Genomic DNA, 26,911 nt, shown 5'->3' on the forward strand with positions numbered 1-26,911 from the left:
AGGTTATCTTGAACATCGACATAAAACCCCTATTGGTATCCAGGTACTATGGCGAGGTTGGTTAAAATTACACGACCTCTGTGAAGGTTGGCAGCTTGCAAAAGAGACTTAACGGTAAAAGTCAGATTTAGGGGTGGGTATGAGTAGCATTCGCGCAGAAAACCAGGTTAAGAGATATTACATGATTAATACAAGCATTTTTAGAAGCTGAAACCTTCGTTATCAGGATAATCCTTATCTAATAAGGCTTTTAAGCTTATCCCGGTTTTCAGTTCGCCTGTTTGCCTGTTACTCAAGCCCCATTCTCATAAAACCGTTTCATGCAAACTGAGTGAAAAAATCCCTGAGCCAACAGGAGGGTTCATTCATAATATAAGTACGCTGCACGTCAGAGACGAACGTTCCATTTATCATTCTTTGCGGTTCGACACCATATCAAACATAGTGGTGCGACTCTGGATGAAAGCAAAATCAGGAACTAATATATTTAACTAATGATTTTAAAATAAATGCCTTTAAAATTAGTTTGCACAATTTTAGCTACAATCACCAAAGCCATGCAGCCATTCCACCAAGATATATAAAGAAAATACTTATACACATAGTCTAAAAGATTAGAATTCAAGTATTGTTTGACAAAATCTTTTTCCTCATCTCCTATTAAGTTATTTTTTTGTAACATCCTAATTCCCTGATATGTAGCTCCTTTTTCTTCTAAAAAGCCAAAGATTATTAGCAGTATGCCCGGAACAGCACCTATCATAAATAACCAAATATTTGTTTTTGAGAATGATATTGTAAATAATGCCAAAATACAAATAATGGCAAAAATGATATATGTGTATGTAGAAATTAATAAAAAACTTTCTTTTTTATTCAGGTGAAAATTTATAGCGTGTCCGCATTCATGGGCGGCAACTGCTAAAGTGCGTAAAGATTGGTTATTGTAATGTTCTGGATTCAGATATATTGTTCCGTATCTACCTTTCCTTGATTTAAAAACATTGGCAGTGTTTGTTGAACCTTCGAGGACGGGTAACGCACTTAATTTGTTTGCATCTAAAATTGTCCTGGCTATCTCATGACCAGTCTTTCTACAAAATATAGGACTATTAAATTTTGGTTCTAAATTCTGCCGCCATTGTCCATGTTTATAGCGTAGCCAGATAAATCCTAATCTAAAAATAATTGAAAGTCCAAGAAATAGATAAGCTAGAACTATCATATTTCGGCTTTTGAAATTATCAATATCAATATTAATATTAATATAGCTATTTGCTTCCAAGGTAACAGTTCTCCTACCGCAGAAAATAAGAAGTTCATCCTTAATTAAAATTTGAGCTACTTTGTTCAGTAGAGTGGTTTATGTTTTTCTGTCATCCTGCTTTCAAAGCTAAATAAGTCCTTGTATACTTCATAATCGGGAAAAAGTTGCATGATCAAACCTCTAGTAAAAATACAGTACGTTATATTTCCTTGGGCTTCATACAAATCGAAAGCACGAAACAAATCTTTTTGGGCTGACTCCTTATCGCCTAAATAAAACCTTACTGTTCCTCTACCGCAATAAGCTTCTGGGCAATCAGGATTGAGAAGCAATGCTTTCTCTAACTCTCCAAGTGATCCTGGCAATTCTCCCAACAAAAAATGGATATTTGCTTTGTTTATGTAAGCTTCGATGCGGTTAGGGTCAAGTGATATTACTTTGCTAAAATCCTCCATTGCCGCTTGAAAATCACCAAGATAATTTTTATAGATTTCAGCCCGATTTAGATAAGCCTCAATGAAATTTGAATTAAGTGCAATCGCCTGATTATAGTCCTCAACAACTTTAGGAAATTCTGATTTATGACAGATTTTTAATCGAGCCAAGCCCCTGTTATTATACCCTTCCGCTAAATTTGGGTTCATAGCTAATGCACTATTGAACATTTGAATCGCACCTTCGTACTTACCAATTTGAAACTGAATCATTCCTATGGTATTGTGGACTTCAGCGTAATTAGGATTAAATAGTAATGCTTGCTCAAAACAGTGAATTACCGCCTCTATATTCCCGGCTTTGAGATATTCTAAACCTTGATTATAAAAAATTTGTGCTTCTGATAAATTAATTATTTTCATAACTCATTTATTATTTATATTTCTGGTGAAATTTATCAAAATCTAGCTCTGTAATTCTACATCCTGCTCTTTCTTTTGAGCCAAAACTTTATCTACTTGAGTATTCGCATTCTCGAAAGTTTGTAACACTTCTGAAGTTACTTTGTTAATTTGCACTTTGCCTGCTTCCAGGCTCAAAATTACATCGCCGTTTTTGTGGGCTAAAGCTAAATTTTTGGTTTGGGCATTGAAGCTCAAATCGTAAGTTTTTCCATTGACGAACGTAAAACCGTCAGATGCAGGTTGCCCCCAGACCATACCCACCTTCTGAGCAATTTGGGTGAGTCGGCTAACTGCTTCTAAGTCTTGCTTATCCTTGGACATTGCCGCTGTTGCTTGGGGTGATAGCTGTCCACTAGTCTTAAAAGAATTGGCAACTTCTACAATCCCTTGCTTATAGGCTTCCGGCTTGCCTAGTTTATCAACAGCACTGTACCACTGTCTCAAGTCATGAATAGTTACAGATGAATTTTGAACTTCTTGGGTGGATGTCACTTGGCTTTGTGCTTGAGAGAATGGCACTATTTTTCCATCTATATAATCCCCAAGCGGCTCTATATGCAGCCCCCACACTTGTTGCTTACCAGTAAATAATTCACTCAGTGCTTTGGCAGAATGCTTCTCCATCTGCGCCCATTCCTGTTGATAGTGAGGGTCGGCGATCATTTGTTGTGAGATTTGGTATTGTTTACCAACTCGAAAAGCAACTTGTTTGCCGGAGCCTGTGGCTAGAGCAATATCCCCCTCCTTAAATCCATACTGTTTGTAAGGCTCATAAGCTCTAGTAGTGTGAGTTCTGCCGTATCCGCGCATGGCATCAATGCAAGTATTTACAGGTAGTGGGTTCGGCTCACCATGCATCATTAAAGGGTAGTTCATGGGAATTGGTTTACCTTTGATGACAGGAGGGGCGACATTTTGAATATCTTGGGGTGGAGTGGAATGTCGGCTTTGCTCCTTCTGGGATTGTGCTGTTTGTTCTGGTGGTTTCAAAAACTGCGGTCGTGTGGCGAGGGAATTAACTCTTTGTTGATACTCAAGAGTAGATTCAATCACAGCCCCAAATTTTTTGGTCATGTTCTCCAAAGTTTTGGGGGGAATTGAACTGCTGACTAAGTGAAATACTGCTAGACCTTTTTTGGTTTCCCTGATGACATCTTCTATTGGTACTTGCTGCCATTCAACTTTTTGAGCAGTTAACCATTTAGTTACAGTATCAGCTTTCTGGTTGTCAACAGCCAAGCCCATGACTCCAAGTTTTTCGTTTGATTCTGTCGAAAATAAGAAAGTAGGACGCTCTTTAATATGATGTAGAATATTCGCGCTACTCTCAATCATCTCTTGTTGTTCAGAATTAACCGATTGAGTCCCAAAAGCCTGAAATTCCTTCGTCCAAATAGTAGGATATTCAACGGTATTAGGGTCAATTTGAGCGCAAATAACAGAAAAATTACTTTCAACGATTGCAGGCGCGAGTGTAAGTTTTCCGGTTTTGAGCAATCCAAGTTGTCTGAGCGCGTCTTTGTCTTTTTTGAAGTGCAATACCCCCAAGGGTTCACCATTCAAAAACGCAGCATCTCTAGTTTTAGAAGCTGAGGTTTCGATAGTCAGTTTTCGGTAATCTTGATCATTGAATGTCTGACCAGAAAAATCATAGAAGTTAATTTTATTAATTTTGAGGAGATTTCCATTGGGAGACTCACCCAGGACAAAAGCTTGATCTCCTGTCTCAGAAATTGACGTGAGCTTTAATTTTAGGGGATTACCATTTTTAAGATAATTAATTTCTTTTAACTGTTGGGCAGAATCACTGTCTAACTCACCCAGGGTCAAAGCATCAATTTTGATTTTTACTGTTTTATCAGGAATCGGCACAATGCCAAATTCTAAGTTGACCGATTCGGCGTTGAAAACAAGTCCTGCATAAGAGAAGTTCTTGAGTTCACGGATAGTAATTTCAACCGGCTCGTTTCCTGGTAGTCCAATAGTTGCTGATGCTGTGGCAGGTTCTACCCCAACCATACAAGAGAGCGCTTTCGTACCAATGGGAAGCTGTGCGGTTCTAGTTTCGAGCATGGCGAATTCCTTATATTCGCCGTCACTATCCTGGACAAACATTAGTCTGGAAACGTGGCGTTCATGCCCGACTGGGTGGTGACTAGCTCTAATTTCTATCGGGTGTTTTTCGGTGGGATTCCAGTCTCGACCCAAAAATTGATTCGCTTCATTATTCAGTGTGACTAACTTCGGCTCAGTAAATTGCAATTTATCTAAGCGAGAGATAATCTCATTGGGGAAAGCAGCGAAGGCGAAATTAGAAACTTTTTTAGCGATCGCTTGGGGGTTTGCGTTTTCTTTTCTTGCAACTTCAAGTTCATCCTGGCGAGATGCACAGATGTTCCAAGCGGCGGCGGATAGAGCAAGTTTTTCTGACTCTGGGATAGAAGCATAAAATGCGAGAGCCGCCTCTTGTGCCTTGTCGAAAAGTAATTTAGTTTGGCTTCTAGTAAGTTCTGGTTTTAGTTCTAGGAGTTTAGCTCCCTGCATGGCCATCCCCACCTTGAGGTTGTGGTCAGTCACAGATTGTTGGCTAACTGTCCCCAGGTTGCGGTAAGCGGGTTTTCCATCTTTCCCAACCTCGCCATCTATCTGTGCAACTGCTAGTAATTTGTGGGGGCGTTCTTTAGTTCGCCATTTCTCTGGTATTTCGTCTAGGCGAATGTTCAACGTTTGGGCTTTCCAAATCAGAGGATGTTCGTAATGGGTAAGATTGGTAATTTCGAGTTGGCAAGACTGTGGAGTTTGGATGATTGCTGATGGCCCTTTCTCGGTTTCCCGCCGTCGCTCCATACGTACCGCAGCGTTGAACTTCAGATCAAACTCGTACTTGGCGGCGATCGCTGCAAATCTTTGTTGTGGTGTAAATTCTACTCTTTTGAACAAGTCTTTAAACTGGACGATGGGGCGCGATTCTAACTGTGATTCTTGGAAATATTTATTAGTTTGGCTAATTAATAATTCTACTGGTGAGTAACCCTTTGGTGTTATCCCCGTGCTTAAATAAACTGACGAAGATTTCTTATCTTTAATATAATTAACATCACGATACAAGTAGCGGCTGTTCTCCCGGATTTTATCCATCTCAGGTTTTTTAGCGCTTTTGAATAGATCAACTGCTATTTGGTTTTGATAACACCCCTCACCAATCATTTCTCGGTACATCAGCCGATTAGCATCCATCGCCTGCTGAATAATATCTGGCGTTCTGTTAGGATTCTCTGCTAGAGCTACAACAGATTGCATGAAAGGCTTGTACTCTGCTCTAATTGGTTTGGGCTTCTCGCCATGTTCCTGTTCAAATAAACTTTGATAGCGCTTAGATACTTGGTCTAAATAAGTTGATTGCTGTTCGATAGTCCCATAAGTTTTAAGTACCTCGATTTCCGATTCTAATGCTTCTAGCGCAGTAACTTGATTGTTGATTATGCCCACGCTGATGCTATCGCTCATGTGAATAGCGATTTTTTCAAAAGGGGGCTGACTTCCATCGGTGGGATCATAAAATGACTGTTTTTTGAGCTTAACCGTGGGCGAATAGGCGTTTTGAGGAAGGTTTCTTCGCTCTGCCTCTGCCGTTAAATTGGGATATAAGCTGGCTTTTGCCACACCAATGCAATCACCATCGTAGTCTCGTGCTTGGCGTTCTGATTCGGTTTCTGCTGGATCTATAAAATCAACATCAACCAAGAGTGCTTCTAGCTCTGTGATTCTTTGCTGTATGCGCTTGTGGTCTTCGTCATTGACTACAATTATGCCTTGCAAAGATTTACCATCTGGAGCAACACGGTCTTCAACGTGTTTATTAGTAGAGACACACAAACCATTAGAGTTGAGGAAAGGGGAGCGAAAGTTAAGAACCTTTTCCTCTTGCTTCAGCCAAGGGACACAAATTTCACCATTTTTGAGTTCCTTGGAGGGAATAATCATTCCTCGGTCAAAAGTAAGCGTTTTCCCAATAGCAATATCTCGCCACTCACTTTGTACAAACCGACTTAATTCCTGTTTAACTTTCTCAGTTTCTAAAAGCTGCTGATGCCCAAGTAAATCAGCTTTAATGAGTTGGTACATGAACAAGTCATCTTTGGCGGGGTCATCATCTAACTCCTGATCTGCATCTAAGTCATCATTTGTCCCTAAGTTTTTAATATCTGTTTCAAGATTTGTGACTTCGCCTGTTTTTAACTTCTTTTGGCTCAATGATTCTTTACGTTTTTCATATCTTTCACAATAGTAAGCACCAACAATTCTTGGGTCATCTTGAATAGAGGCTAATCTTTGAGCTTGTACCTCTAGTTCCTCAATAAAATCTTTAAGCCCGTGAGGGAAAGATGCCAGCAGTTGGGAGATAGACATCTGACCTTGTTGAGATTGCCCTTTTTCAGCTAACCAAATATTTTGCTGATATAATCCTGGTTGAATTTGAGGTTTAGTAGGGCCTTTGGGTCTATCCTTGTCTGTTCCCTTAAAACTGCTCACAGGAAGAATTATATCGATTTTTGGTTCATTTTTAGTATCTGCATATTTTATTCTATCTAGTCTGTATGGTCGGAGTGTTCCTTTGCCAAAGCGATATTTAGTCGTATCTTCTCCAACTCCATCTACCCAACCAAATCGATGCTGAATTACACGATAGCTTTTATCTGCTTGGGATTCTCTTAAGGTTACTTTGTCATAAAGTTGTGTTGAAATCTGCCCATAACAATCGCCAACTAATTTATATGCCAAATCATTCGATAATATTCCTCCATTTTCACCTTTGTTATCAGTAGAATCATCTACTACCAAAATGTTTAGCTTTTCGTGAATCGCATTTTTACAAGCTCCAAGGAAGATGGAACCATAAGCCCCACGGTCTTTACTATCTGGACAAATTTTTTGAATTGTTTCTAAACATTCTTTATCTCCATAAAGTAAACGAGTCTTAGAAGACAGTAATAAAATCTGTCCATCTGGATGATTCTTTAATTCTTCGTCTGTACTATATTCATCTGAGTGTCCAAATGAGAATTCTTTACCAGGAAAGTAAAATTCTAGTAAAGTATTACTGAGCTTTTCAGTTAAAATTGATTGAGAGTCATTTTTGCTATCGTCTATATAGATCCACTGATTTAAACGAGGGTCAAAATGCTTCAATTCCAGAGTCATAAAATTTGAAATTTGATGAACATTAATTAAATTTTTGAGAGGTTTTTATGTCAAGGATTAAGCGTTGGATAAATATGAATAAAAAAGAATTCAACCCAGATGGAAGCTTAAAAAGTGAAGCTCGGCAAGAAATGTTATCCAAAGGTGAAGATCCAGGAGCAATTGATAGTTATGCTCGTAGAGCAAAAGAAGAGTATGACGAGTGGAAGCACCTGGACGAGACTGATCCAGAGCCGTGGCCAATCTACACAGCCTACGATTTCTTCACTGAACAAGAAAAAAAAGAATTCAACCTAGATGGTTCTCTCAGACCTGAATATGTAGAATATGCTCGTCAAATTGGCATCAGTGAAAGTGCCCTGGAACAGCTTGAGTGGCGTAAGAAAATGGAGGTTGATGATTATAATGAAATGTCTGCCTCACACGTAGAACAAGGCATCAACTTTGGTGCATGGTTGATGGAAGGGAAGATTGGAAACAGCAGAACATACGTCCAACGTCGGCAGCAGATGGAGCAAGACCTGCGTAACTTTGAGGATGTTGACAGTTTGCCTTTCGACAAGGACACAGCATTTTAGGTGAGCCGAAACCAAGTGAGTGATAATATAAGCTGAAAGCATTATCAAACAAAGCTCTCAGCTTTTTGGTAAATCCTTTTAATGAGGTTGAACAGCAGGTGGGTTGACAACAGCCGCAGATGGTTTAACAGAGCGAAATGCCCCATTGAGAAAGGCAATCATTCCTAAGATGGCGAAGGCTGTAATGATTACTCTTTGCAGTGAATTGAATGCCGAGCGTTCTCTGACTACTTCAGCCCACATTACTTGCAGTTGGTCTTCCGTTGTCTGCTTTGAAGCTAAATAATAGAGAGCTTCAATACAAGGGGATATGTCTTCCCCTTGTTGAACTTTCTGATACAACAGATTTTCTAGTCGCTCTTTCTGTTGAGGGATAGTGAATGAGTCTGTTGACTTTTGAGGGTATGTACCGTTGTTGTGGCTTGGTAATTTTAGTTGTTGCATGATTTCTTTAAGAGATATTTGAGATGAAAGTAAGTAGGGAAAGGTGCAGAAGAATATTCCTCCACACCAGATTCTGCAAGTAAAAATGGAAATTATAATTACTCCCACCGCAGAGTTTATATTTTCTGCCTTCAAAAAATCAATCGACAAGAGTACGGAAAAAAACCGTACTCTTGTCTGTAGAAAAATAAGTCTATTTATGCTAAAGCTCTAATTCAGTATTTTACTTTGAGAATTAATCAAATACTTTCTTCTGGGTGTTAGAGATGGCGTACAGCCTACTTGGAGTCAGCGAACTTTCAGCTACAAGTATTTTTACTTGCTAACCTTTGAGAAATTGGGCTAGTAGAATTAACATCATTAATAAAACAATTAATCTCGACATAGAAAATAGATTTTCTGTCAAATCAATTTTAAAAGTTTTTCCATAGCTATCGAAAATCCCCTGAATCAGCAAACGTACCTTTAATAAATCAGCATTTAAAAACGATGACTTTTTTACTTTACCAATCCCTGGAAATTTGCACTTGTTAAACACACTTGCCCCATAACATCTACAGCCGAGGGATTGTTTTTCTGATAACGCTTTCCGTTGCTGCTCAGTTTTCTGCCAGCACGAGTCTTTGGCCACATCTGCGCCAAGTCCACTCAGGGATACTAGAGATTCAAAGGGATATTTAGTCAACATCATCTGGTTAAATGTTTTGCCCACAGAGTTGAATTCGTTCGCTGGGAGAATGCCACCTCCAAACACGACTTGAGGAACCAGCACAAGAATTGTTAGCAGAGGTGCAACACTTTGACTTGGTGCAATCGCAGAAACTAACAGTCCCAAAATCATACTCCCAAAAGAAGCGAGGAAGAGGCTGAGGTACATGAGAGTCAAAGTACTGTTATCAACATTTAATTTCACCGCCGAGTTCATGCAAACTAAAAGTATTGCTGATTGATAAAGCGCTAGCAAAAATGCTAATTGAAACTTGGATGCTACATAAGGAACTATCCCTAGTCCGGCACTGCGCTCACGGCGATAAATAGCAGTTTCCTTAGCAATCTCCGACATCGTAGCTAGCGCTCCAGACATTACAGCCATGATGACTGTGACAAACAGCATTGTAATTGCCTGTCCTGCATTGCCAATCTTAGTGTTAAATAAGTCAGGCTTCCACAGTGCAAAATTCAATGAACCTAAAATCGGCGCTCCTAGAAGCATTAACGCTAAACTGATTTTGTTCTTGAGCAGAATAGCCAAGTTACGGCGGCATAGCACCCCCCATTGTTGGAGAAAATCCGGCTTAACTAGTACGGGCTTAATTGAGTTTTGGGGAATGGTCTTTTGGCGTTCACTGACAAACTTTTTGTAGAAAGCGTAAGACTTAAATCCCTGCTCCCATTCTGATGGTGACAACTGGTGTTCAACTCTGGCATAAATTGAATCAAAATCTTTGACTTTGAAATAGCTAAAGGCTAACTTCGGAGGGCCAACATAAGCAAGTCTGCCCCCCTTAGCCAGAAAAACTACCATGTCAGCGATCGCCACATTTTTGGTAGCATGAGTAATCAATATTACTAGACTTCCAGCATCTGCTAAACTCCGCAGAAGGTGCATGATTTGTAATTCTGTGCCAGGGTCAAGTCCTGAAGTTGCCTCATCCAGAAAAAATATGCTGGGATTGCTGATTAGTTCTACCCCAATACTTACACGTTTGCGCTGCCCACCACTAAGTCGCCCAATAGAGACATTCTTGCGCCCAGTAAGTTGCAGTTGTTCAAGTACTTCTTGTATGCGTTGCTGCCTTTTTGATGGCGATGCTGAAGGCAGACGGAGATGAGCAGCATAGTTAAGTGCTTCCCCCACAGTCAGTTCTGAATGAACGATATCGTCCTGCGGCACATAGCCAATTTTATTTTTGAAAGCGTTGAAATTCTTGTAGAGGTCGCAGCCGTTAACAAATACTTTACCTCTAGCGCGGCGTTGTCCGTTGAGTGCGTCCATGAGAGTTGACTTCCCGCCACCACTAACCCCAGCAATAACGACAAACTCTTGCGGAAAGAAAGATACAGAAATATCGTTGAGCAGAGTTGTACCTAATATTGGGCTGCTAGATTTTTTTAAATTGATTGCATCTAATCTCATGCGTTCAATTGAGAGAGTTTGACGTTGCCTTGCCTGAAATATTGGAATTTTGGCTGGTGCAGGGGAGCTAATTTTGATTTCTACGATCACCGAACCAAGCTCTATAAGATTCCCGTCTGTTAAAGCTCGGAATCGATATGCTTCTAGCTGAATCCCTGCCACCCGTGTGCCATTGGTACTACCTTCATCTAGCAAATAATACTGACCTTCTTTAAACGCAATCTTAGCGTGTCCTTTATCTACGCTCTTATCAGGAATTACCAAGTCATTGTATTTATCGCTACCAATACTGAAAGGAGTTTTTTCAACAGTGCATTGCTGAATCGGAGTCGTGTGAATAGTCAGATGTAGAGTCTGCATTTGTGCATTGTCAAGAAAATAGGTTCTATTTTTGTCGCACTCCAGCAGATAATACAACAGTTAGCAAGAAGATAAAAGTAACTGGCTAAAAATACAAAAGTTTTTTTTTAAAGTCAACAAGAAATATTTGATAGCAATGGATTCATTCATTACCGTAATCATGCTTTAAAATGGAATCCTTGCCACCAAATATTTGCTGACTATGAATTATTACTCCAATGTGCTAAAAAATATGTAATTAGTACATTTAAAGTCAATCCTCAAGTTTTAGTTAATTATATTCAGTCGTCTGAAGGGACTATTGGTACTTCAACTTATAGCCAGTGGGCAGAAGAACTCAAACAAATAATCAAATCAGCTTCTTTTTACTCACTTGAATCATATCAAGTTGAGCGTCTACAGGAACTTACTAGAATGTATAACAATATAACTAATAACCGCGCACCAGCATTTGTATAGTGTGCAAATTTGAAAGCGATCGCCTGGGAGCAAGCCGCAAAGAATCTACGTATAGGCAATCACTTTCAAATTAGGGCTTTAAACACCAGGGTGCATGGTCAAAAACCCGTTTTTCTCCCAAACTTCTTTAGGTGGGGTGGAATTTTTTACAGGTGGGGATTGATGATAGTCTGGAACCAAATCAGTTTTACGTTGGTAGCCAAAATTGTAGTCTAACATCTTGATATAGGTAATGTGTGCAGTCCAGACATCAGTAACTCGGCTACCTAGAGAGAGGGTATCGAGATACTTAGGCATCTCGACGTTGCCATTCCAAACAATAGGTATGCCCTCTTTTTCAAAATATTGAGTTAATTCCTTATGCACAAACTCAGCAGTCCCGCCGCAAATGATAACTTCATCCAATACGGCAATATTTCTAATCCAGCGAATTAAAGCTCGACAGTAATCACCACGGACATCTAGTAAAACTGAGTTAAACAACTTTAAATCAGATTCAACTCCAGCAGATGTGGCTTTGCGTGATAACGACTGTAGTGCATTCTGGTTGCCCAAGCTTGCTGACACTAAAGCTTTTGGTATACGTAAATCATCTTTTGCTAGCCCAACAGCAGTACGCTCCACAAATTGCTGCACTAACCAATTCATCCCCAACTCTGTAGATTCAGCCTTTGCTTGATTACCTTTAGCCGAAACAAAAAAACTAGCATTCCGGTAGCCCAACATCAACAAACCAATACTTTTTTGCCCAAACAATGCCCCCAAAGCCCGACTACGGTAAGCCATAATCCCACTCCCCTCTGGAGCCACGTAAAAATTATGTAGCTTAAGTTTTAACTTGCCTGTAGGTGTGGCAATTCCTTTTCTCAACGCTGCCGACAGCTTCTTGCCCAAATCCTTGCCGTCCGACATTTCTCCTGGTGGTAGCAATAATTGCACAGAAGCATCAACACCATTACTCAAGCCCAATTGAAGACAAATTTTCCATAATAATCCCGCTATTTTTGGTAAAGCATAGTGATATTTCAGATCCCTGAGCGCTGGTGTGCCAGCAAAAGTATTTTTAGCTAGAGCGCCCAAGACATAATACTCATCATCTATTCCTACCCAAGTACAGTCTCCTGACAACTGAGTAATTGAGTTTTTTCCCACATCTGCAATTTCTGGCTCCATTGCTATTACTATCGGCACACCCGAAGGATATATCTGAACAATTACCTTGCTCTGACTCCCACCTAAATCAATGGACACAGCTACCCTTGTGTAAACGGGTGCAATCTCTCTTTTCGACGTATTCATGAATTTTTCTCAACTATTACTCGACATTAAACAAGCTGTTAATCTGCTTTAGTTCTTCTGGCAGAACTAGTTCTGCCAAGTCATCAATGTCCTCATCCAAGGTTTGGTCATTCTCATCATTAATGGTGGACACCAGCCTTTGACCATCTGCACTGTCGTTAACTTCAGCGTTGTTCGCAGTCACAGCAGTTTGGACATGAGATGACAGAAAAATTTCACGAATCAAAGCCGCTTGTGCTTCTAATTTTTTAATTGACCAAATTGCCCTCTGCCTGAGTTCGTCACCATCCACTCCATCAGCAGATATGGCAAAGGGCGACCAATATTCAAGCAGGGTCAACATTACTATTTCAGGTAGGTTCCCTAAATCGAAGGGTCTAGAGTGGAGATAATTAATTATCTGTCCATCAATAGTGCCTAACCTTCGCCTAATTGAAAAAAAGACTTGTTGGTTCTGTTCCATTTTTTTTCATGCAAAAGTTTCTGTACATTTACAGCCGCGTTGCTTCGGTTTTTTACTTGCAGAAAATCAAAATGCAGAATCACTTATTAAAGTCTAATCGATTTTTTCTGTTTTAAAAACTGAGTTACAATCTCCCCTAAATCTATGCAATTAGTGGGTTTTAAATGACAAAATTGTATACCAAACTACATTTTCTCCAGACTATGCCTAGACTAAGTTTGAACTATCCCTAGACTATGCCTAGACTAAGCACTCTTAATCAATTTTTTCAAGAAAGTAAGTTCTTTAGACTATGCTTGGACTATCCCTAGACTATGCCAAAACTTAGCGCTCTTAATTGCTATTTTTTGCCCTCAACAATTCTTCGCTTAGAGAATAACATAACCATACTCACTATGGTTTCATGCCCTGCGGCTGGCTGCACCATCTTTCGCTGCGCTCATGACATGAAACCGCCGTTCGCTTGGAAGGTTTTTGAGTACTACACTCACAGTACATTTGTAGCATAAATCTTTTATGTCGCCACTAACAATTCTCAGAATTGAAAAACTAAAAACATTCGGCAACGTTGCCGGAAGTGATGACCATGTTACCAGAAACAGAGAAACACCCAACGCAGATCCAACCAAAGAGAATGTCCGGTTGATTGGGGGAGAAGACGATCGCGCATTAGAGGAGATAGTTAAAGAAAAAATCTCTACGCTCAAGCATCGCCCTCGGCATGATGCGGTGTTATGCACGGAGATGTTTCTCTCGGCATCACCTGAATATTTCCGCCCAAAAGATCCATCTCTTTCTGGGCAGTGGTCTGATTCACTAATGCAGCAATGGGCGATCGCATCTCGTGACTGGATAGATCAAAACTATGGATCAAAATGCGTCAGGGCAGAGCTTCACCTAGATGAAAGTACCCCACACATTCACGCCTACATCGTGCCATTGAACGATAAAACCGGGAGAGTCAGTCATGACGCGATGTTTGGCGGCAGAGGTGGACAGGGAAGAATTAAGTTATCCAAACTCCAAGATAGTTATGCTGCTGCACTCGCTCCTTTGGGCATTGAACGGGGGGTCAAGGGCAGTAAGGCAACCCACACCAAAGTAAAGGAATATTACCAAGCGGTTAACAGTGAACCACTCACCGCAGTCATTACAAATAACCAATTAGCGCCAACACCGTTTGAATCAGCTAGGAGTTATGTAGACAGGATTCAGTCTGATGAACAGTTCCAAGCGATTAACCACCAACTCGCTGACCGAAAGTTCCTGATAGAACGATTAGAACGGGCAGAGCAACGAGCCAGGGATAGCGAGAGGGAGCGACAGCAATTAGAAAAACGGGTGCGATCGTTAGAGGCTCAGACTCAACAACTGCGCGACTTGCCCTTGGAAGATGTGGCTTGGGAGTTGGGGCTACACAATAGCCAAGGAAAATGGAAGGGTCACGGACACATCATTAATATAGATGGGCCCAAATTCTACGACTTTGAACCCGAACAGCAGAAAGGCGGCTGTGGGGCGATTGACTTGGTGATACACGTTAACAATTGCAATCTACGGCAGGCGGTCGTCTGGTTGCATGAGCGATTTGGTGAAGCAGGGGCTATTGGAGCAGCGATAGCATTTAGTTATCAAGTGGCTGCTGAGATTATACAGTTAGAACCGCGAACCCTCTTTAAGCCACCCGTTGAGGATAAAACCAAATGGCTTGCAGTTGAGCATTACCTGACTCAAAAACGAGGAATACCTGAAAACTTTGTGCAGGTTCTCCATAACCGAGGGCTTGTCTACGCTGATGAACAACAAAACGCTGTGTTCGTCATGCGGAATCTTGGCGAAGAACCCCAGGCAATAGGAGCATTCCTGCGGGGGACACGGGGCGAGAACAACACTTTCAAAGGTTACGAGAAAGGGACTAAGCGGCGTGAGGGCTGGTTTTACTTTCACTTAGGTGGACAGCCAACAGATCCAGCAGAAAGGTTAGTGCTGTGTAAATCCCCCATTGATACCATCTCTTTTGCCATGCTGGAATATCTTGTCAAGGGCGACGTACCGCTCAAAAGAACGCTCTTCCTGGCAATAGATCGCCCCAACACCTTGCCTGTTGAGCAATTGCAGCATATTCCTAATGTACAGGTAGCATTTGATTCTTCGGAACTTGGACATGCAAATGCACGGGCTATTAAACAATTGCTGCCACAGGCTAAAAGAAATAAATGTTTTGCGAGAGATTGGAACCAAGAACTGGTCAATCTCTCGCAGAAATTACAACAACAACAACAACGGCATCAAAATCAGGAAATGGAGCTTTAAATAATTCGTAATCCGTAATTATGTTTTGTGATTGTAAAGCGTCAGCATAAGCGTTGTGGCAGTGATAGCGCAGTGCCATTCACCCTACCCTTTAAATTAAAAAAAGTAAAACTAGAAATATATAACAAAGAGAAGTAAAAAATCAAGATACGAAAGTACTGATTATTTCCGTACCTTTATCGATTCCTTTGTGATTGGCAGATATGGGATAGTAATATCGTTCTGAGCCATAAAACGATGGTAGAAGTTTGGCAGTTTTGGGAATTTGAGCATTTCTCAAACAATATAGTACGAGTGATAGATGCTCCGAGTGGATTAGAGTTGTTTGCGGTTGATGTATTCCAAATAATTGCTCCAGCCCTGAACGATGGAAAAGTAATATTAATAGATGCGAAAACAAATCAGCGACAAGTGATGATGAATCAAAAAATAGTCGTCGTTAATACTTTGAATGCCTTGGGGATTCATTCATTGACAGGTATAGTAAAAGCTGATGTGGTTAGGCAATTTATGCAATGGATAAGGAGCCAAATAGTACCAATTTTTAGAAAACAGACAAATTTGAATATAGAAACTAACATTAAGCATATAACTTCAGGAATTATTTTTCCGAAGAGAGATTCTTTAATAAACTACCTGTATTCAAAGGGACAGAAGATATGGGAAGTAGAAATAGAAGTTATTGAATTATATTTAAAATTGATTTATAAGAAAATTCCTCTGGCTGCTAATTGTCCGGGAACTAGTAATTATCAAGAATTATCCTTCAGGCAGCAATATTTAGAATTGGTAAAACTAGTTTTATCGGAAATTATAAATTACGAAGAACTGTATAGTAGTTTGGTAGCGTTAGCTCCGAATTTATTAATAGCTCAAGAATTAGATTTTTATATATATAAATCTTTAAAGTTAAATAGCAATTATGAGCTAATGAAGATTATAGAGCAGGGTTTAATTCTCCAAACCTTTAAATCAATTACGGATAATTTAGCAGAGTTTAGCAAACAAAGATATTTAGAAATATTTTACTTTCAAATACTGGAATGTTTCTCAGGGGACTAATTTGGGGAGTATGGAGAATATAGATTCTTTCCCTCCCACACCTGCTAACGGCAAGGTTTCACGTTATCAAGCGTGCCATTCACCTACACCCCTAAACCTATAGTTTTTGACCACTAATAATTATGAGGAGAAAGAAAGTGACAGATAGTATCGAACCTATGAATAATGGTTCAGAAGACAAGGCGAACGAAGGATCAATTGAGCAAATAACCAAAAAGAGATTAGTGATAGTAACTGGAGATAAGGGTGGTGTAGGTAAGTCTACTTTTGCAAGGGGATTAGTGCAAACATATTTGGATAAAGGACAAAGATTTATCGGCTTTGATGCTGATAGCTCCAATTCTCAATTATTAAGATTTTATGGTCAGCATTGCCATATAGAACCACTTGATATTTTTAAAACAGGCAATATAGATCAGTTCTTTGATGAAATGAAAACAAAAGCAAATCCCAAGCCAGTAGGAGATGGTGAAATAATCCAGCCAGAATCTTTATTTTTACTAGAATTACCACCACAGTCCAGAAGAATATTGCGGAAATTTGTAGAAGAAATGACTTTCCTGGAAACAGCCGAAAAACATTACAATATCCGCGTGACTATGGTAGTAGTTATTAGCCGCGTTATCGATTCTATAAATCAACTAATAGATTTGCATAGCTTTTGTGGAAATCAAGTAGATTACATAGTAGTAAAGAACTTATTTTTTGGAGAGCCTGATGAATTTACAAGATACGAAAACTCTCCCGAAGTTGAGAAAATTAAGGAGCAACTAAAATCGCAAAAAAGCCCATTTTCTGACATTAAAATGCCAGAACTAATAGAACGTAGTTATGATTATCTGGATGAAAATAGCATGACTTTTAGGCAAGGGATGGAGCAAACAGATTTACCTTCGGTTAAAGGTAGAGTCACAAGTTGGTTAAGAACTTTCAAAGAAGAGATTGAAGCAGTAAAAGAGTCGTTAGGTTTAAATAATGTTGAACTCTCCTAAGCGAATGATTATGACTGTAGGTGACTCTCGTGTAGGGAAGTCTACAGTTACGAAACTATTAATTGATTGGTTTCAAGTTCAAGGAAGAAAAATTCAGGTCTACGACCATGACAATCGTGAGAGATTAAAAGCTTATGAAAATTTAGTGGCAATTGAAAGCTTAGACTTTTTTAATGGAGGTACGGATAAAATTTTAGATAATTTTATCAAAAATGAATTAGATATAATTATTGTTGATATGCCAGGGCAATATGTAGATAAGCTCTGTCAGTATATTGTGGGTTCGGATCTGTTCGATCTCTTAATTACATATCAATGGAAACTAACTTTTTTGCAACCAATTTCGCACAGAAGAGATTGTGTAGCTTACCTGAAAACTTTGGGAGAGTTTGCTACTGATAATGCTAACTATGTAGTAGTAAAAAATCAGCATTTTGATACGAGATTTGGAGAGTATCAGCAATCAATGCAGGATAAGGTACAAAGAATGGGTGGGACTGAGATATTCTTGCCAGCGTTACATCGTGACCATTACGAAAGATTGGAGAGAACGGGAAAACCTTACTCACTAGCTTGTAGAGATAAGTCAATTTATGTGGTTTACCGGACTTACATTTACCACTGGATTAAAAACTTTTACGATTCGATTTTAAATAATGATAAAGCAATTGAATATTTAGGGGTAAAAAATGAGAACAGAACAAATTTTACAAGGATATTCGGAAGCAGAACAACAACGCATAGCTCAAATATCCCATGAATTAGGAATAGCCGAAGATGACCCGATGTTTAAGTTGATGGCAACATTAGGCAGAAACGAAGAAACAATGATTGACCTGCAAGCGCGGATGGAGGCAATGGTAGAAGCTTGGGCAGTAATGATTGACCAGAAACTAGAATCGACTAGCAAAGTCGCTCAGTCGATGCACTATACAGTAGTATCGAAAGCTGTGCGTGATGAAATGAAGCATGTAACACCATCAACCTTAAATAGCTCATTCAAAGGTTGGGGTTGGTGGAAACTTTGGTCTATATCAGGGATATGCACAGGAGTAATGGCGGTAGGAGCGCTTTTAGGTTCGCTGACAACTTGGAATGTTGTCTCAAATTTGGGTGGAACTCAGTCAGTTGTAGTGTCAGCCAATGAGATGAAGATTTTGCAGTGGGCAAAATCAAGCGAAGGAAAACAAATGTACCAGTTATTGTTGTCCAACCAATCAGCCGTAGCAGCCTGTCAACAAGAAAACCGATTACAAGGATATTGCTTGATTCAGCTTAAGAAAACCAAACCCAAAAAGTAGCTCAACTAACTCTAGAGGCTTCTGTTTCTAAATAGCCAAGTTCTCTGGCCATAATGATCGCGTTAACACGACCCCTAACTCCTAACTTGGAAAAAAGATGGCTGGTGTGTCCCTTAACTGTACTGACTGTAATAAAGAGTTTTTCGGCGATCTCTTTATTAGAAAAACCACGGGCAATTAAGTTGAGAATTTGGGCTTCTGTAGCAGTAAGGGTTTCTCTGTATCTTTTACCCTTAATTTTTGTGTTGCCAGAAGCGAAGTTTCTAAAAAATCTTTTAGCAATCTCTGGGTCAATGAAAGAACTATTTTGATAAGTAGTATTGATAGCGTGTTTAATTAATTGCAGATCCATCTTCTTAAGAATGTAGGAATCAGCGCCATTTTGAAAGGCACAATTAACCACATCTTGACTAGAGTGATAAGTGAGAACAATGACTTTACTATCCGTCCTCGTCTTAATGTTATAGATGAGATCCAAACCACTAATATCTGGCAAAGCAATATCGAGCAAAACAATATCAGGCTTAAGTTCTTCAACAAGCCTCATCCCTTCAGTTCCGTTATCAGCTTCCCCACACATTTCAAAGTCTTGCTCTTGATTAACAACTGATTTAATTCCGAGCCGACTTAGAGCTTCATTTTCAATAATTACTAATCGAATCATCTTGATTACTTCGATTACAGGAACATAAAACATTTATAGCATATTTACTTAAGTAAATCTTGATGGTGGTACGATATTAAAAAAAGTTTAGAATTTAGGTAAAATCAAAGTAAAAGCTAAAAAGTTTTCGGAGATGATGAAATCAGATTAAGTAGATTCTATAAAACTAGAGAAATACCAGATGCGCTATTTATACGACCAAAAACTCTGGGATAAAATTGAACTGATAGTGGAATGGCTGATATTTTTAGGTTTGATGATTGCGGCAACGCTCAAATTTAGTAGCAATATAATGGAGGCGAGCTTTTACATAATGTTGGGAACAATAATTGCCCCATTCTCAAGAATAGAGAGGCGGACAAAACGTTATTTATTGATTGGTGGTTTTTTCTTGGGTAGATTGGCTGGTTATTTTAGCTAGTCAAAAATGGGTGGGGGGGGTGAAGTTTGGTTAAAGTTTGTGGTGAAATGACAGTACCTCACCTCTAAACAAGCAAGAGAACTCTGCGCTCGTTATAATCAAGTCCTTAGTGGATTAGTCAAAATGATTACCCATCATCCCACACTCCCCAAAGGGGCTTAGTCACCAAGCTCAGTGCTGTTATCTTTATCAATATGATTAGACTGAGATGTGGGCTGTTGTGCTGTTTGCTGTTTATCAAAGGCAATGAGTCGATTAGTCTCTGTGTGTGAAAGGTTGTTTTGTGTAATTTTAAACTCATTAGAGTCATCTTTATAGGCTGTAAAAGCTGTTTTGGGATTACCAGTTTTTCTGTGAACACTGAGAAGTTGCATTCCTTCTTTAATAAACAGTTGCAATCTGTAGGCTATGCCTTCATAAATGCGTCCTTGTTCAGTATCCTTGCCCATTGTCATGACAGTTCTCATAACTGCTTTAATAAGAGATTTTTCGGCAATATCAATAGCTGGTGAGACATTGTTTTCTCTAGATTTATTTATGTTGTCTTCCTCCTTGCTAAGAGCTTCTTGCTCCCTTTCATCTTTGCTGACCCTCTGACCTAAAGGTAATTTTTGCACTCCCAATTCAAATATCTGTTGGAGGAATGTATTCTTCTTCTGAGCAATTAAGTTTTCAACTCTTGCTGAATTATCTGGTTGAGATGCAACAGATGACTGTTGAGTTACAGCAAATTTATTTAAATACTCTGTGTAATATTTCTGTTTGAGATTTTGCCTGTAGTTTTCAATATTTTGGAGATTTTGAGATAAGGTTGTTCTCAGTTCTGACTGGAGATTTTCTCGCTCAGATGCATCCAATGTGGTGGTTGATTGTAACGATGGTGGATGTTTTTCCAGAAATAGTGCTAGTCTGTAAGCCATCATGTTGTTAGAAATGCCACTGTCACGATTGATATTTCTGACTGTTTCTTGAAGTGAATTAGATGATTGGTTAGAATACATAGCTAATGTAGTTTACAGTTCATTTTCAGCAGAATTAGATTGAGCCTTATGATGTGATTGTTGAGATTTTTGGGAATGCACTTCAACTTTTGGGGTGTAGGTGTTATGAATGACTTCACTACGGGCAGACATCAAATCTTGGATAATTTCGTTTAGTGGGGGAAGGGAAATATCAGTTAATCCTTTGCGGCATTGCTCAACAACACTATGAATTAAAAGTTTATGGTAAAGTTCACGTTGCTCACCAAGGGTAAGTTTGCCAGTATGTTTAAGTTTCTCTTGTAATGGATAATTACCTTGCGCTGCGACTCCCGCCCATAACCCAGTAGTTTCTAAATCTTGCCAAGGTTTAGCAATTAACGGGTGAACGGGCAAGAGAGTATTACGAATAGAGTTAGAAGAATCAGTAAGATGTTGTGAATCAGGTTGTTGATTTATTTGTTGTCGCAAATCATGAGTAATTTCGCTTAAAGGTGGAAGTACGAGATTGGTTCTTTGTTGTTGGCGAATTTCAGTCTGAGCTTGAACCTGAATTTTATGATAAAGTTCGCGTTGTTCGCCAATGGAGAGTTTGCCATTGGATTGAATCTTTAAACGAAATTCGGCATTTTCCTGTTTTGCGATATCAGCCCATCGATGATTATCTTCTAGCTCTTGCCAGTATTGACCAAGCAGAGGATGAAGGGGTAAAGGAATGCTCTCGATGTCAGATTTGCTTAATTGATGTTGAAAAGTAGATATTTTTTTGATTGGTTTAGCTACTGCTGTATTGGCTGGCTGCAAATTGATATCTTGAGAGTTGCTAGCTAGGTCAAACGTAGAGTCCGGGGAAAGAAAATTTTGTTCAACCTGTGCTGCTGTGTAAGGAACAGAATTACTTTTTTGTTGCCTATTTTCTAAGTCTTGCCAAAGTTTAGCAATTTTCGGGTGAATAGGCACTTCCATATCACGGGTAGCATGAGGATTGGCAGTTGCTTCCTTGGCAGGTTGTTGAATATCCAACTTTTGAGCAAGTAATCTGAGTTTAGCTATGTCTTGTTCAGTAATAGCAAGAGTCTTAAGTTGATGTGTCATACCTGAATCTGTTCTGCTGAATTCAAAGCTGGCAGCAACTCTTGTAGCACCCGTATGTTCAGTTTTCAGAAGTTGCAGAGTAGATGTAGTATCAAGTTGACTTTTCTGGTAGAGAATACGGTAATTGCCCAACTCCAAATCATCACAACCAGTCCTTTTTAGAGTTTGAGTGAGGATTTGCAAGATTTCAGAAGTTTTAAAGCTCTCTAAAATTGTGTGCGTACCATTAAGGGAGAGTGAACCAAGGGTATTAGCAATTTTCCTGGGGTCTTCATCGACTGAAGGTAGTTGTTTGCCACTTTTGAGATAATCAGCAACTAACAAAAACTCCTGCCTTTCGATTGGAAACATATCTTTAGGTTGCTCAGACAGAGTGATAGCTCCCCATTTATCGGCATAAAATTGCATTAGTGCCAAGGTTTCGTCAGCGCGGCGATGAATACTGTAATTATTGCCGGATTTTATGATAGTAAAAGCATCAGCCTGATAAACTAAATTACCATCTTTTTCAACACCATAATTCTTCACAAGGGCATAAGCTACAGAAGCAATTTCCTTATTTTCTCTAGCTTCTAAACGCTTTCTGAAAAAATTCTGCTGGTATTGTTTAACCTGTTCTCTTCTTGCCCAAGAATCAAAGGAGTGAACCGATACCTCCTTTAAAGGTAGAGAAGCGTTTTGAGCAGGAGCAACTTCTTCTTTACTTTCATCGGCAAGTACTTCAGCATCTATTACTTGCCCTCCTATATTTTGGGATGAACTTTCTGGGGTTGTAATTAGGTCTGTTGGTTGTATGATTGACAACTTGGAACGAGTTTTTCCAAAAAGAGCAATTGTCTGTTCTTCTTCCACACTTTCTCTTGACGGATTTAGATTAACAGTGCCATCACCAAGTTGTTCATAAAGATGGATCTGTTCACCATTTTTCAGAAAGACTGTTAGGCGTAAATCGGGTGGCTGATTTTTCTCCCACCAATCATTCAGGGGGACAGATGCAATAAACACTTGCCTCAAAGCTGACGCGCCCTGTGCAACAATCAAATCATCTACACCTTTTTCTGGGCCTGGTAATTCAACGATACTGACCTGAGCGCCAGCATCAGATAAAAGTTGACCAGTACGGTATGTAGCGATATCAATGTTGCGCTTAGTTTTATACCGAGTTTCATAGTCAAAGCAAATTTTGATGTCCCTGTTTGGGGTAGCAAAAACTGCCAATTCATCATGTAATATGGGCACAATTTGATTCCCCAGCCCATCCTTACTACGATAGCCAGCATAAATCCCTGGTAATCCAATTGCTGCTTCACCTTGGCTCAATAGGCTAGCGGCCTTCTTGGCTCCTTCGGCGAGTGTGACTGGAACATTATGTTTCCACACACAGTACCAAAACCCCGATTTGCGATCGCTAATACTTGGTTCAACTCCAGCTTTAGAATAAATTTGTTGAGCGATATCTTGGGGAACATCCAACAGGAAGATGCTTAATTCAACTTTCGGGGGATGTTCGTATTTGATAAACTTGCCTCTGTTATCGGCTTTTTCTCTCGGATTATTAGGTTTGTAGCATCCCCATATTTTTTGATCGGGTTTATCTCCCGGCTCGTTTGCTGAAAAAGAACGAGGATCTACACCAGCATTACACCACCAGCCCCCATCCTCAAGGTGAGAATATTTGTTGAGCATTCCAGTAGATAGTCGCCCGGTATTAATACGTTCTAAATTCTTGCTGTACATGAGATATTCCCATGCTTCATGCTCAAGTTCTATTGGGTCTAAGTGTAAGCTCTTAAAATTAAGCTCGACAATTTCTGGAGCGATCGCACTTTCCTCGACTAATTCTTGCCAGTGGTTTGGATCTATGCATGAAGAAGAGGTAGGGGGCAGGGAGCTTTTTGCTGGCGTTGCACTTAGAGAATGCCCTAAGTGCAGATTTGGGGATGAAACAAGGTTATTGTCCAGAAATTGTTCTGTTGAACCGTTCTCTTTCTCTAAGTGCAACTCTACTCCTCCTACCGCCTCCTCTGCAACGCCAGCCCAAATTGTTGAGTCAGCCTCTTGAACGATTGGTATAACTACTAGTTCAACGGGTGTAGCAGAATTGGGCAAAAATGGAGGTGTACCAGACGGCGGTAAAATCGGAGGTGAATCACTGGGGGATAATTTAGGAGGTGTATTAGAGCCAGGCAAAAGTGGATCTGTATTATCCGGTGGTAAAAGTGGAAATTCATCATCAGATGGTAAAAGCGGAGTTAATAATTCTGTTAATAATTTTTCAAATTCTTCAAACTCTGCTTGATTAAATTCCTCAGTTTGCGGGTCAATTTTCTGCCATTTCCAACCACCATTCTCATCAGGAGTCATCACATAAGCTTCTTGACCAATTGACAATTTTAATCTCTTATTTATTTCATCATCTATTGCTAACCCTATCGAGTCCAATACAAATTTTAGATAAGGAGCTATCACTGCTCTGGCAAAGTATTCACTGCTTTTGGCATAAGCAGAACTCAATTGTAAATGTCGTTCATCAAACATAAGACTATTAGTTGATAATTTTTAATCTTTATACCGATATTTTCATGCCACCTATTGGCGATGAATTCAGTTTTTCTTGATACCATTGAGATAAAGATTTTTGCACAGCCTGAGAACAGGATCTTTGGAGGATTTCATATTGTTTCCAATCAGCTCCCACGCAGGCTAAATCAATAAGTTTACCTGACGGAGTAACGCGATTAAAGATAATATGTAAATGAAGACAATCAGGTGTAATTTCCAAAAAGCTAATAAACTGTAAATCATCCCAACCAATACCATGAACATATTGATTTAAAATTTGTTGGCAAGATTCTTCTGTCAGAGGCTGATGAAGATTTTTTAAAGTAATTATGGTATAAATGCCAACTTTTTTAAGTTTTGGCCTTCGATAAGAGAGAGCTTGAAAACTGGCAATGATTTCGGAAGTCTCAGCATGAATATCTAAAAAGCTGACTGAGCAAGTCTTTCGATTCCATGCTATTTTTTCAAGGATACTAAAACTCTCAATAGCAGATTCTTCAATAATCATTCGCATAAGGAAAAGTTCTCAATGAAAGGGAAATAGGGAACAAGGAACTTTTAACTGGGGTAATGTAAAGGAGGATTTATACCCATCTACAATTCGTTAATGACTCTTTTAAATAAAAACATTTGATTCAAGATCAATCAATGAACTAACCTCAGATATATCCAATGGCAAAGAGTTATTAGAAACTTCTGGAGAATTTTGAGATAAAGGGAAACGATTGTTGATATTAGCAATTCGGATATCTAAGTCTTGCTGAGTTGGAAATTTCTGAGTACTTTTTCGAGCTAAAAGGCTGACAATGTTAGTCCATCTCTGCTGGTTATATTCTTCAATATCTCGAATAGCTTGAGGGATTTTGAGAGATTTTAGCAAAGGAACCGACCCCTCATTTTTATTAGAATAAGCAGGATTAATGAAGACACATTTACCTGGAGGCAACTTCAAAAACTGGGCTGACTCAAAGAGTTTTTTAGTTTTTTCCTGCTCACTAGTAGTAGTGTTTGCTTTTCCCCCGCCTGTAGAACGGCTTTTATGCTTGTACTTGATTTCCTCATCGCCCAAGAAACTGGAGAATAATTGTGCAGACTCATTTTCACCAGGATTGAAAACAAACTTAGTCCCGCAAGCCCCAAGAATAGTCTTAGCAACTTCCTTTCCATAGTTTTTCTCAAGCTGCCCCATATTCTGCCAGCCCAGGATACCGCAGAACCCCTCAGAGCGTGATTCGTTCAGCCATTTGAATAAGTCTGGTAAGTACAGAGAAGGCAGTTCATCGAGTGCAACTATAAGAGGATCAAGACGCTTTTTAGCAATGTTCCGAGCAATTGTCATGTGTAAAATGCTGGTGAGCAAAGGGCTAACTGCGTCCCGACGTTCTCTGTCTAGCCCGAAGATAATCATCTGTTTACCCTTGATTGATAAGGGAAGAGTAGTCTTACCAATGAAACAACCAATAGTATTTTTGGCCATGAAGCGAGTGAACATGATGCTAGCGGTAGATACAATGCCAGCAACAGTTTTTTCACTTGCGGCGGAACTGAACAACTGACCAAAGGCAATTTTAATCCAAGGATTGAGATTAGCTGCCATCAATCTTTGCACCATAAGTTCAGAAGAAAGGATGGCGGCACTAGTCATAACATCAGCGCATTCGCCAAACTCTTTAGTCAGCATCAAGATAGCTTGTGTCAATTGATCCCCTGCTGGAGCAAAGAAACCATCTTCATTACTATTACTAAGAATGCGGAAGTTTTTATTAATTACAGTAGCGATTTGCCTAGCTGTTTCAGCATCACTACTATCTCGTAAAAAGTCCAATGGATTACAAACTTCCGATTCCGGGAATCCTGGGGCGAAAATGTGAACATCATAGCCCTGACCCTTAGCGTAAGCAGCTATTTTGGCTTGAGAGGGATACTTAAAATCATAAGCAATTATCGGAAATCCTTGGTCAATGGCAGAGTAAATTGCGGGGTTAATAGCACTGAAAGTTTTACCACTACCGGGAGCGCCAATTGCCGCCGTTCCTCGTTGAACATCAGGAATATAAAAAGTAGTGCCAGCGCCACTTTCTTGTTTAGCACCCTTGCATTTATGCTTACCTATGTAAAGTGCAGCACTATCACATTTGGGTGAATTTATTTGTTGTAGCGCCTTTTTCTTGGCAGCAGCAGTTTCTTTAGTACCTCCCCAGTAACTAGTCGCAATCTTCTTTTTATTACTGCCATCGCCAAAAAATACTCTCATTAAAATGTAAGCAGCCAACATACTTATAATTGCTATAGGAATCATATTTGATTTCTGAAAAGGACTGCGAGATAATACGGGTAAAAATATCTGTCTAATAACGAACAATGATAACCCAGCGTCTAGAAATGGCGATCGCAGAATTACAAGAATTTATAG

At 39.5% G+C, this 26,911-nt stretch carries 19 protein-coding genes; 7 read left to right on the forward strand and 12 right to left on the reverse strand.

Going from position 1 to position 26,911, the window contains the following annotated elements; all coding sequences use genetic code 11:
- Window positions 1-487: 487 nt before the first annotated feature.
- The 3 genes from IQ274_RS32970 to IQ274_RS32980 all read right to left on the reverse strand — a co-directional run bounded on the left by IQ274_RS32970 (window position 488) and on the right by IQ274_RS32980 (window position 7,368).
- Complete coding sequence (locus IQ274_RS32970) at window positions 488-1,285, reverse strand: zinc metallopeptidase (protein WP_194144816.1); 798 nt, start codon at window positions 1,283-1,285, stop codon at window positions 488-490.
- A 65-nt stretch (window positions 1,286-1,350) separates the two neighbouring features.
- On the reverse strand, window positions 1,351-2,124 hold the full coding sequence (locus tag IQ274_RS32975) for a tetratricopeptide repeat protein (RefSeq protein ID WP_194144817.1): 774 nt from the start codon (window positions 2,122-2,124) through the stop codon (window positions 1,351-1,353).
- A 42-nt stretch (window positions 2,125-2,166) separates the two neighbouring features.
- Window positions 2,167-7,368 (reverse strand): hypothetical protein, encoded by a 5,202-nt coding sequence (locus IQ274_RS32980; RefSeq protein WP_194144818.1) that lies wholly within the window; start codon window positions 7,366-7,368, stop codon window positions 2,167-2,169.
- 47 nt (window positions 7,369-7,415) lie between these two features.
- On the opposite strand from IQ274_RS32980, the gene IQ274_RS32985 reads away from it, so the two are divergent.
- Window positions 7,416-7,946 carry a hypothetical protein gene (locus IQ274_RS32985; protein ID WP_194144819.1) on the forward strand — a complete coding sequence of 177 codons (531 nt, stop codon included), beginning with the start codon at window positions 7,416-7,418 and terminating at the stop codon, window positions 7,944-7,946.
- Window positions 7,947-8,024: 78 nt separating this feature from the next.
- On the opposite strand, the gene IQ274_RS32990 is transcribed toward IQ274_RS32985, so the two are convergent.
- The 4 genes from IQ274_RS32990 to IQ274_RS33005 all read right to left on the reverse strand — a co-directional run bounded on the left by IQ274_RS32990 (window position 8,025) and on the right by IQ274_RS33005 (window position 13,108).
- A complete protein-coding gene (locus tag IQ274_RS32990; RefSeq protein WP_193948292.1) occupies window positions 8,025-8,390 on the reverse strand; it encodes a hypothetical protein in 366 nt (121 codons plus the stop codon).
- A gap of 322 nt (window positions 8,391-8,712) precedes the next feature.
- Entirely contained in the window at window positions 8,713-10,887 is a 2,175-nt protein-coding gene (locus tag IQ274_RS32995) for an ATP-binding cassette domain-containing protein (protein ID WP_194144820.1), read from the reverse strand.
- Window positions 10,888-11,424: 537 nt separating this feature from the next.
- The gene (locus IQ274_RS33000; protein WP_194144821.1) at window positions 11,425-12,645 is read right to left on the reverse strand and encodes a ParM/StbA family protein; all 1,221 of its coding nucleotides are present in this window, start codon (window positions 12,643-12,645) and stop codon (window positions 11,425-11,427) included.
- 16 nt (window positions 12,646-12,661) lie between these two features.
- Window positions 12,662-13,108, reverse strand: coding sequence for a hypothetical protein (locus IQ274_RS33005; RefSeq protein WP_194144822.1), 447 nt, complete (start codon window positions 13,106-13,108; stop codon window positions 12,662-12,664).
- Between the two features lie 516 nt (window positions 13,109-13,624).
- On the opposite strand from IQ274_RS33005, the gene mobV reads away from it, so the two are divergent.
- The 5 genes from mobV (at window position 13,625) to IQ274_RS33030 (ending at window position 18,776) form a co-directional block, all read left to right on the forward strand.
- The gene (gene mobV, locus IQ274_RS33010) at window positions 13,625-15,421 is read left to right on the forward strand and encodes a MobV family relaxase (RefSeq protein WP_194144823.1); all 1,797 of its coding nucleotides are present in this window, start codon (window positions 13,625-13,627) and stop codon (window positions 15,419-15,421) included.
- A gap of 237 nt (window positions 15,422-15,658) precedes the next feature.
- Window positions 15,659-16,483, forward strand: a complete 825-nt coding sequence (locus tag IQ274_RS33015; protein WP_194144824.1) for a hypothetical protein — start codon at window positions 15,659-15,661, stop codon at window positions 16,481-16,483.
- Between the two features lie 137 nt (window positions 16,484-16,620).
- Window positions 16,621-17,475 carry a hypothetical protein gene (locus tag IQ274_RS33020; RefSeq protein ID WP_194144825.1) on the forward strand — a complete coding sequence of 285 codons (855 nt, stop codon included), beginning with the start codon at window positions 16,621-16,623 and terminating at the stop codon, window positions 17,473-17,475.
- On the forward strand, window positions 17,459-18,235 hold the full coding sequence (locus IQ274_RS33025; RefSeq protein WP_228058550.1) for a hypothetical protein: 777 nt from the start codon (window positions 17,459-17,461) through the stop codon (window positions 18,233-18,235). Before IQ274_RS33020 ends, IQ274_RS33025 begins: the two co-directional genes overlap by 17 nt.
- Window positions 18,165-18,776, forward strand: coding sequence for a DUF6753 family protein (locus IQ274_RS33030; RefSeq protein WP_190901240.1), 612 nt, complete (start codon window positions 18,165-18,167; stop codon window positions 18,774-18,776). The genes IQ274_RS33025 and IQ274_RS33030 overlap by 71 nt, the downstream gene beginning before the upstream one ends.
- 1 nt (window position 18,777) lies before the next feature.
- Here IQ274_RS33030 and IQ274_RS33035 read toward each other — a convergent pair whose 3' ends face one another.
- Window positions 18,778-19,440, reverse strand: a complete 663-nt coding sequence (locus IQ274_RS33035) for a response regulator (RefSeq protein ID WP_193948299.1) — start codon at window positions 19,438-19,440, stop codon at window positions 18,778-18,780.
- Window positions 19,441-19,621: 181 nt separating this feature from the next.
- On the opposite strand from IQ274_RS33035, the gene IQ274_RS33040 reads away from it, so the two are divergent.
- Window positions 19,622-19,861: a hypothetical protein gene (locus tag IQ274_RS33040; RefSeq protein WP_194144827.1), complete on the forward strand. Its 240-nt coding sequence runs from the start codon at window positions 19,622-19,624 to the stop codon at window positions 19,859-19,861.
- A gap of 158 nt (window positions 19,862-20,019) precedes the next feature.
- Here IQ274_RS33040 and IQ274_RS33045 read toward each other — a convergent pair whose 3' ends face one another.
- The 4 genes from IQ274_RS33045 to IQ274_RS33060 all read right to left on the reverse strand — a co-directional run bounded on the left by IQ274_RS33045 (window position 20,020) and on the right by IQ274_RS33060 (window position 26,773).
- Window positions 20,020-20,862 carry a hypothetical protein gene (locus IQ274_RS33045; RefSeq protein ID WP_194144828.1) on the reverse strand — a complete coding sequence of 281 codons (843 nt, stop codon included), beginning with the start codon at window positions 20,860-20,862 and terminating at the stop codon, window positions 20,020-20,022.
- Window positions 20,863-20,874: 12 nt separating this feature from the next.
- Window positions 20,875-24,474, reverse strand: coding sequence for a DUF3854 domain-containing protein (locus IQ274_RS33050; protein WP_194144829.1), 3,600 nt, complete (start codon window positions 24,472-24,474; stop codon window positions 20,875-20,877).
- 28 nt (window positions 24,475-24,502) lie between these two features.
- Window positions 24,503-25,006, reverse strand: a complete 504-nt coding sequence (locus IQ274_RS33055; protein ID WP_194144830.1) for a relaxase/mobilization nuclease domain-containing protein — start codon at window positions 25,004-25,006, stop codon at window positions 24,503-24,505.
- A 108-nt stretch (window positions 25,007-25,114) separates the two neighbouring features.
- Entirely contained in the window at window positions 25,115-26,773 is a 1,659-nt protein-coding gene (locus IQ274_RS33060; protein WP_416209863.1) for a type IV secretory system conjugative DNA transfer family protein, read from the reverse strand.
- Window positions 26,774-26,911: the final 138 nt, after the last annotated feature.

This window comes from Nostoc sp. LEGE 12447, from assembly GCF_015206985.1.
Classification (GTDB): Bacteria; Cyanobacteriota; Cyanobacteriia; order Cyanobacteriales; family Nostocaceae; genus Nostoc.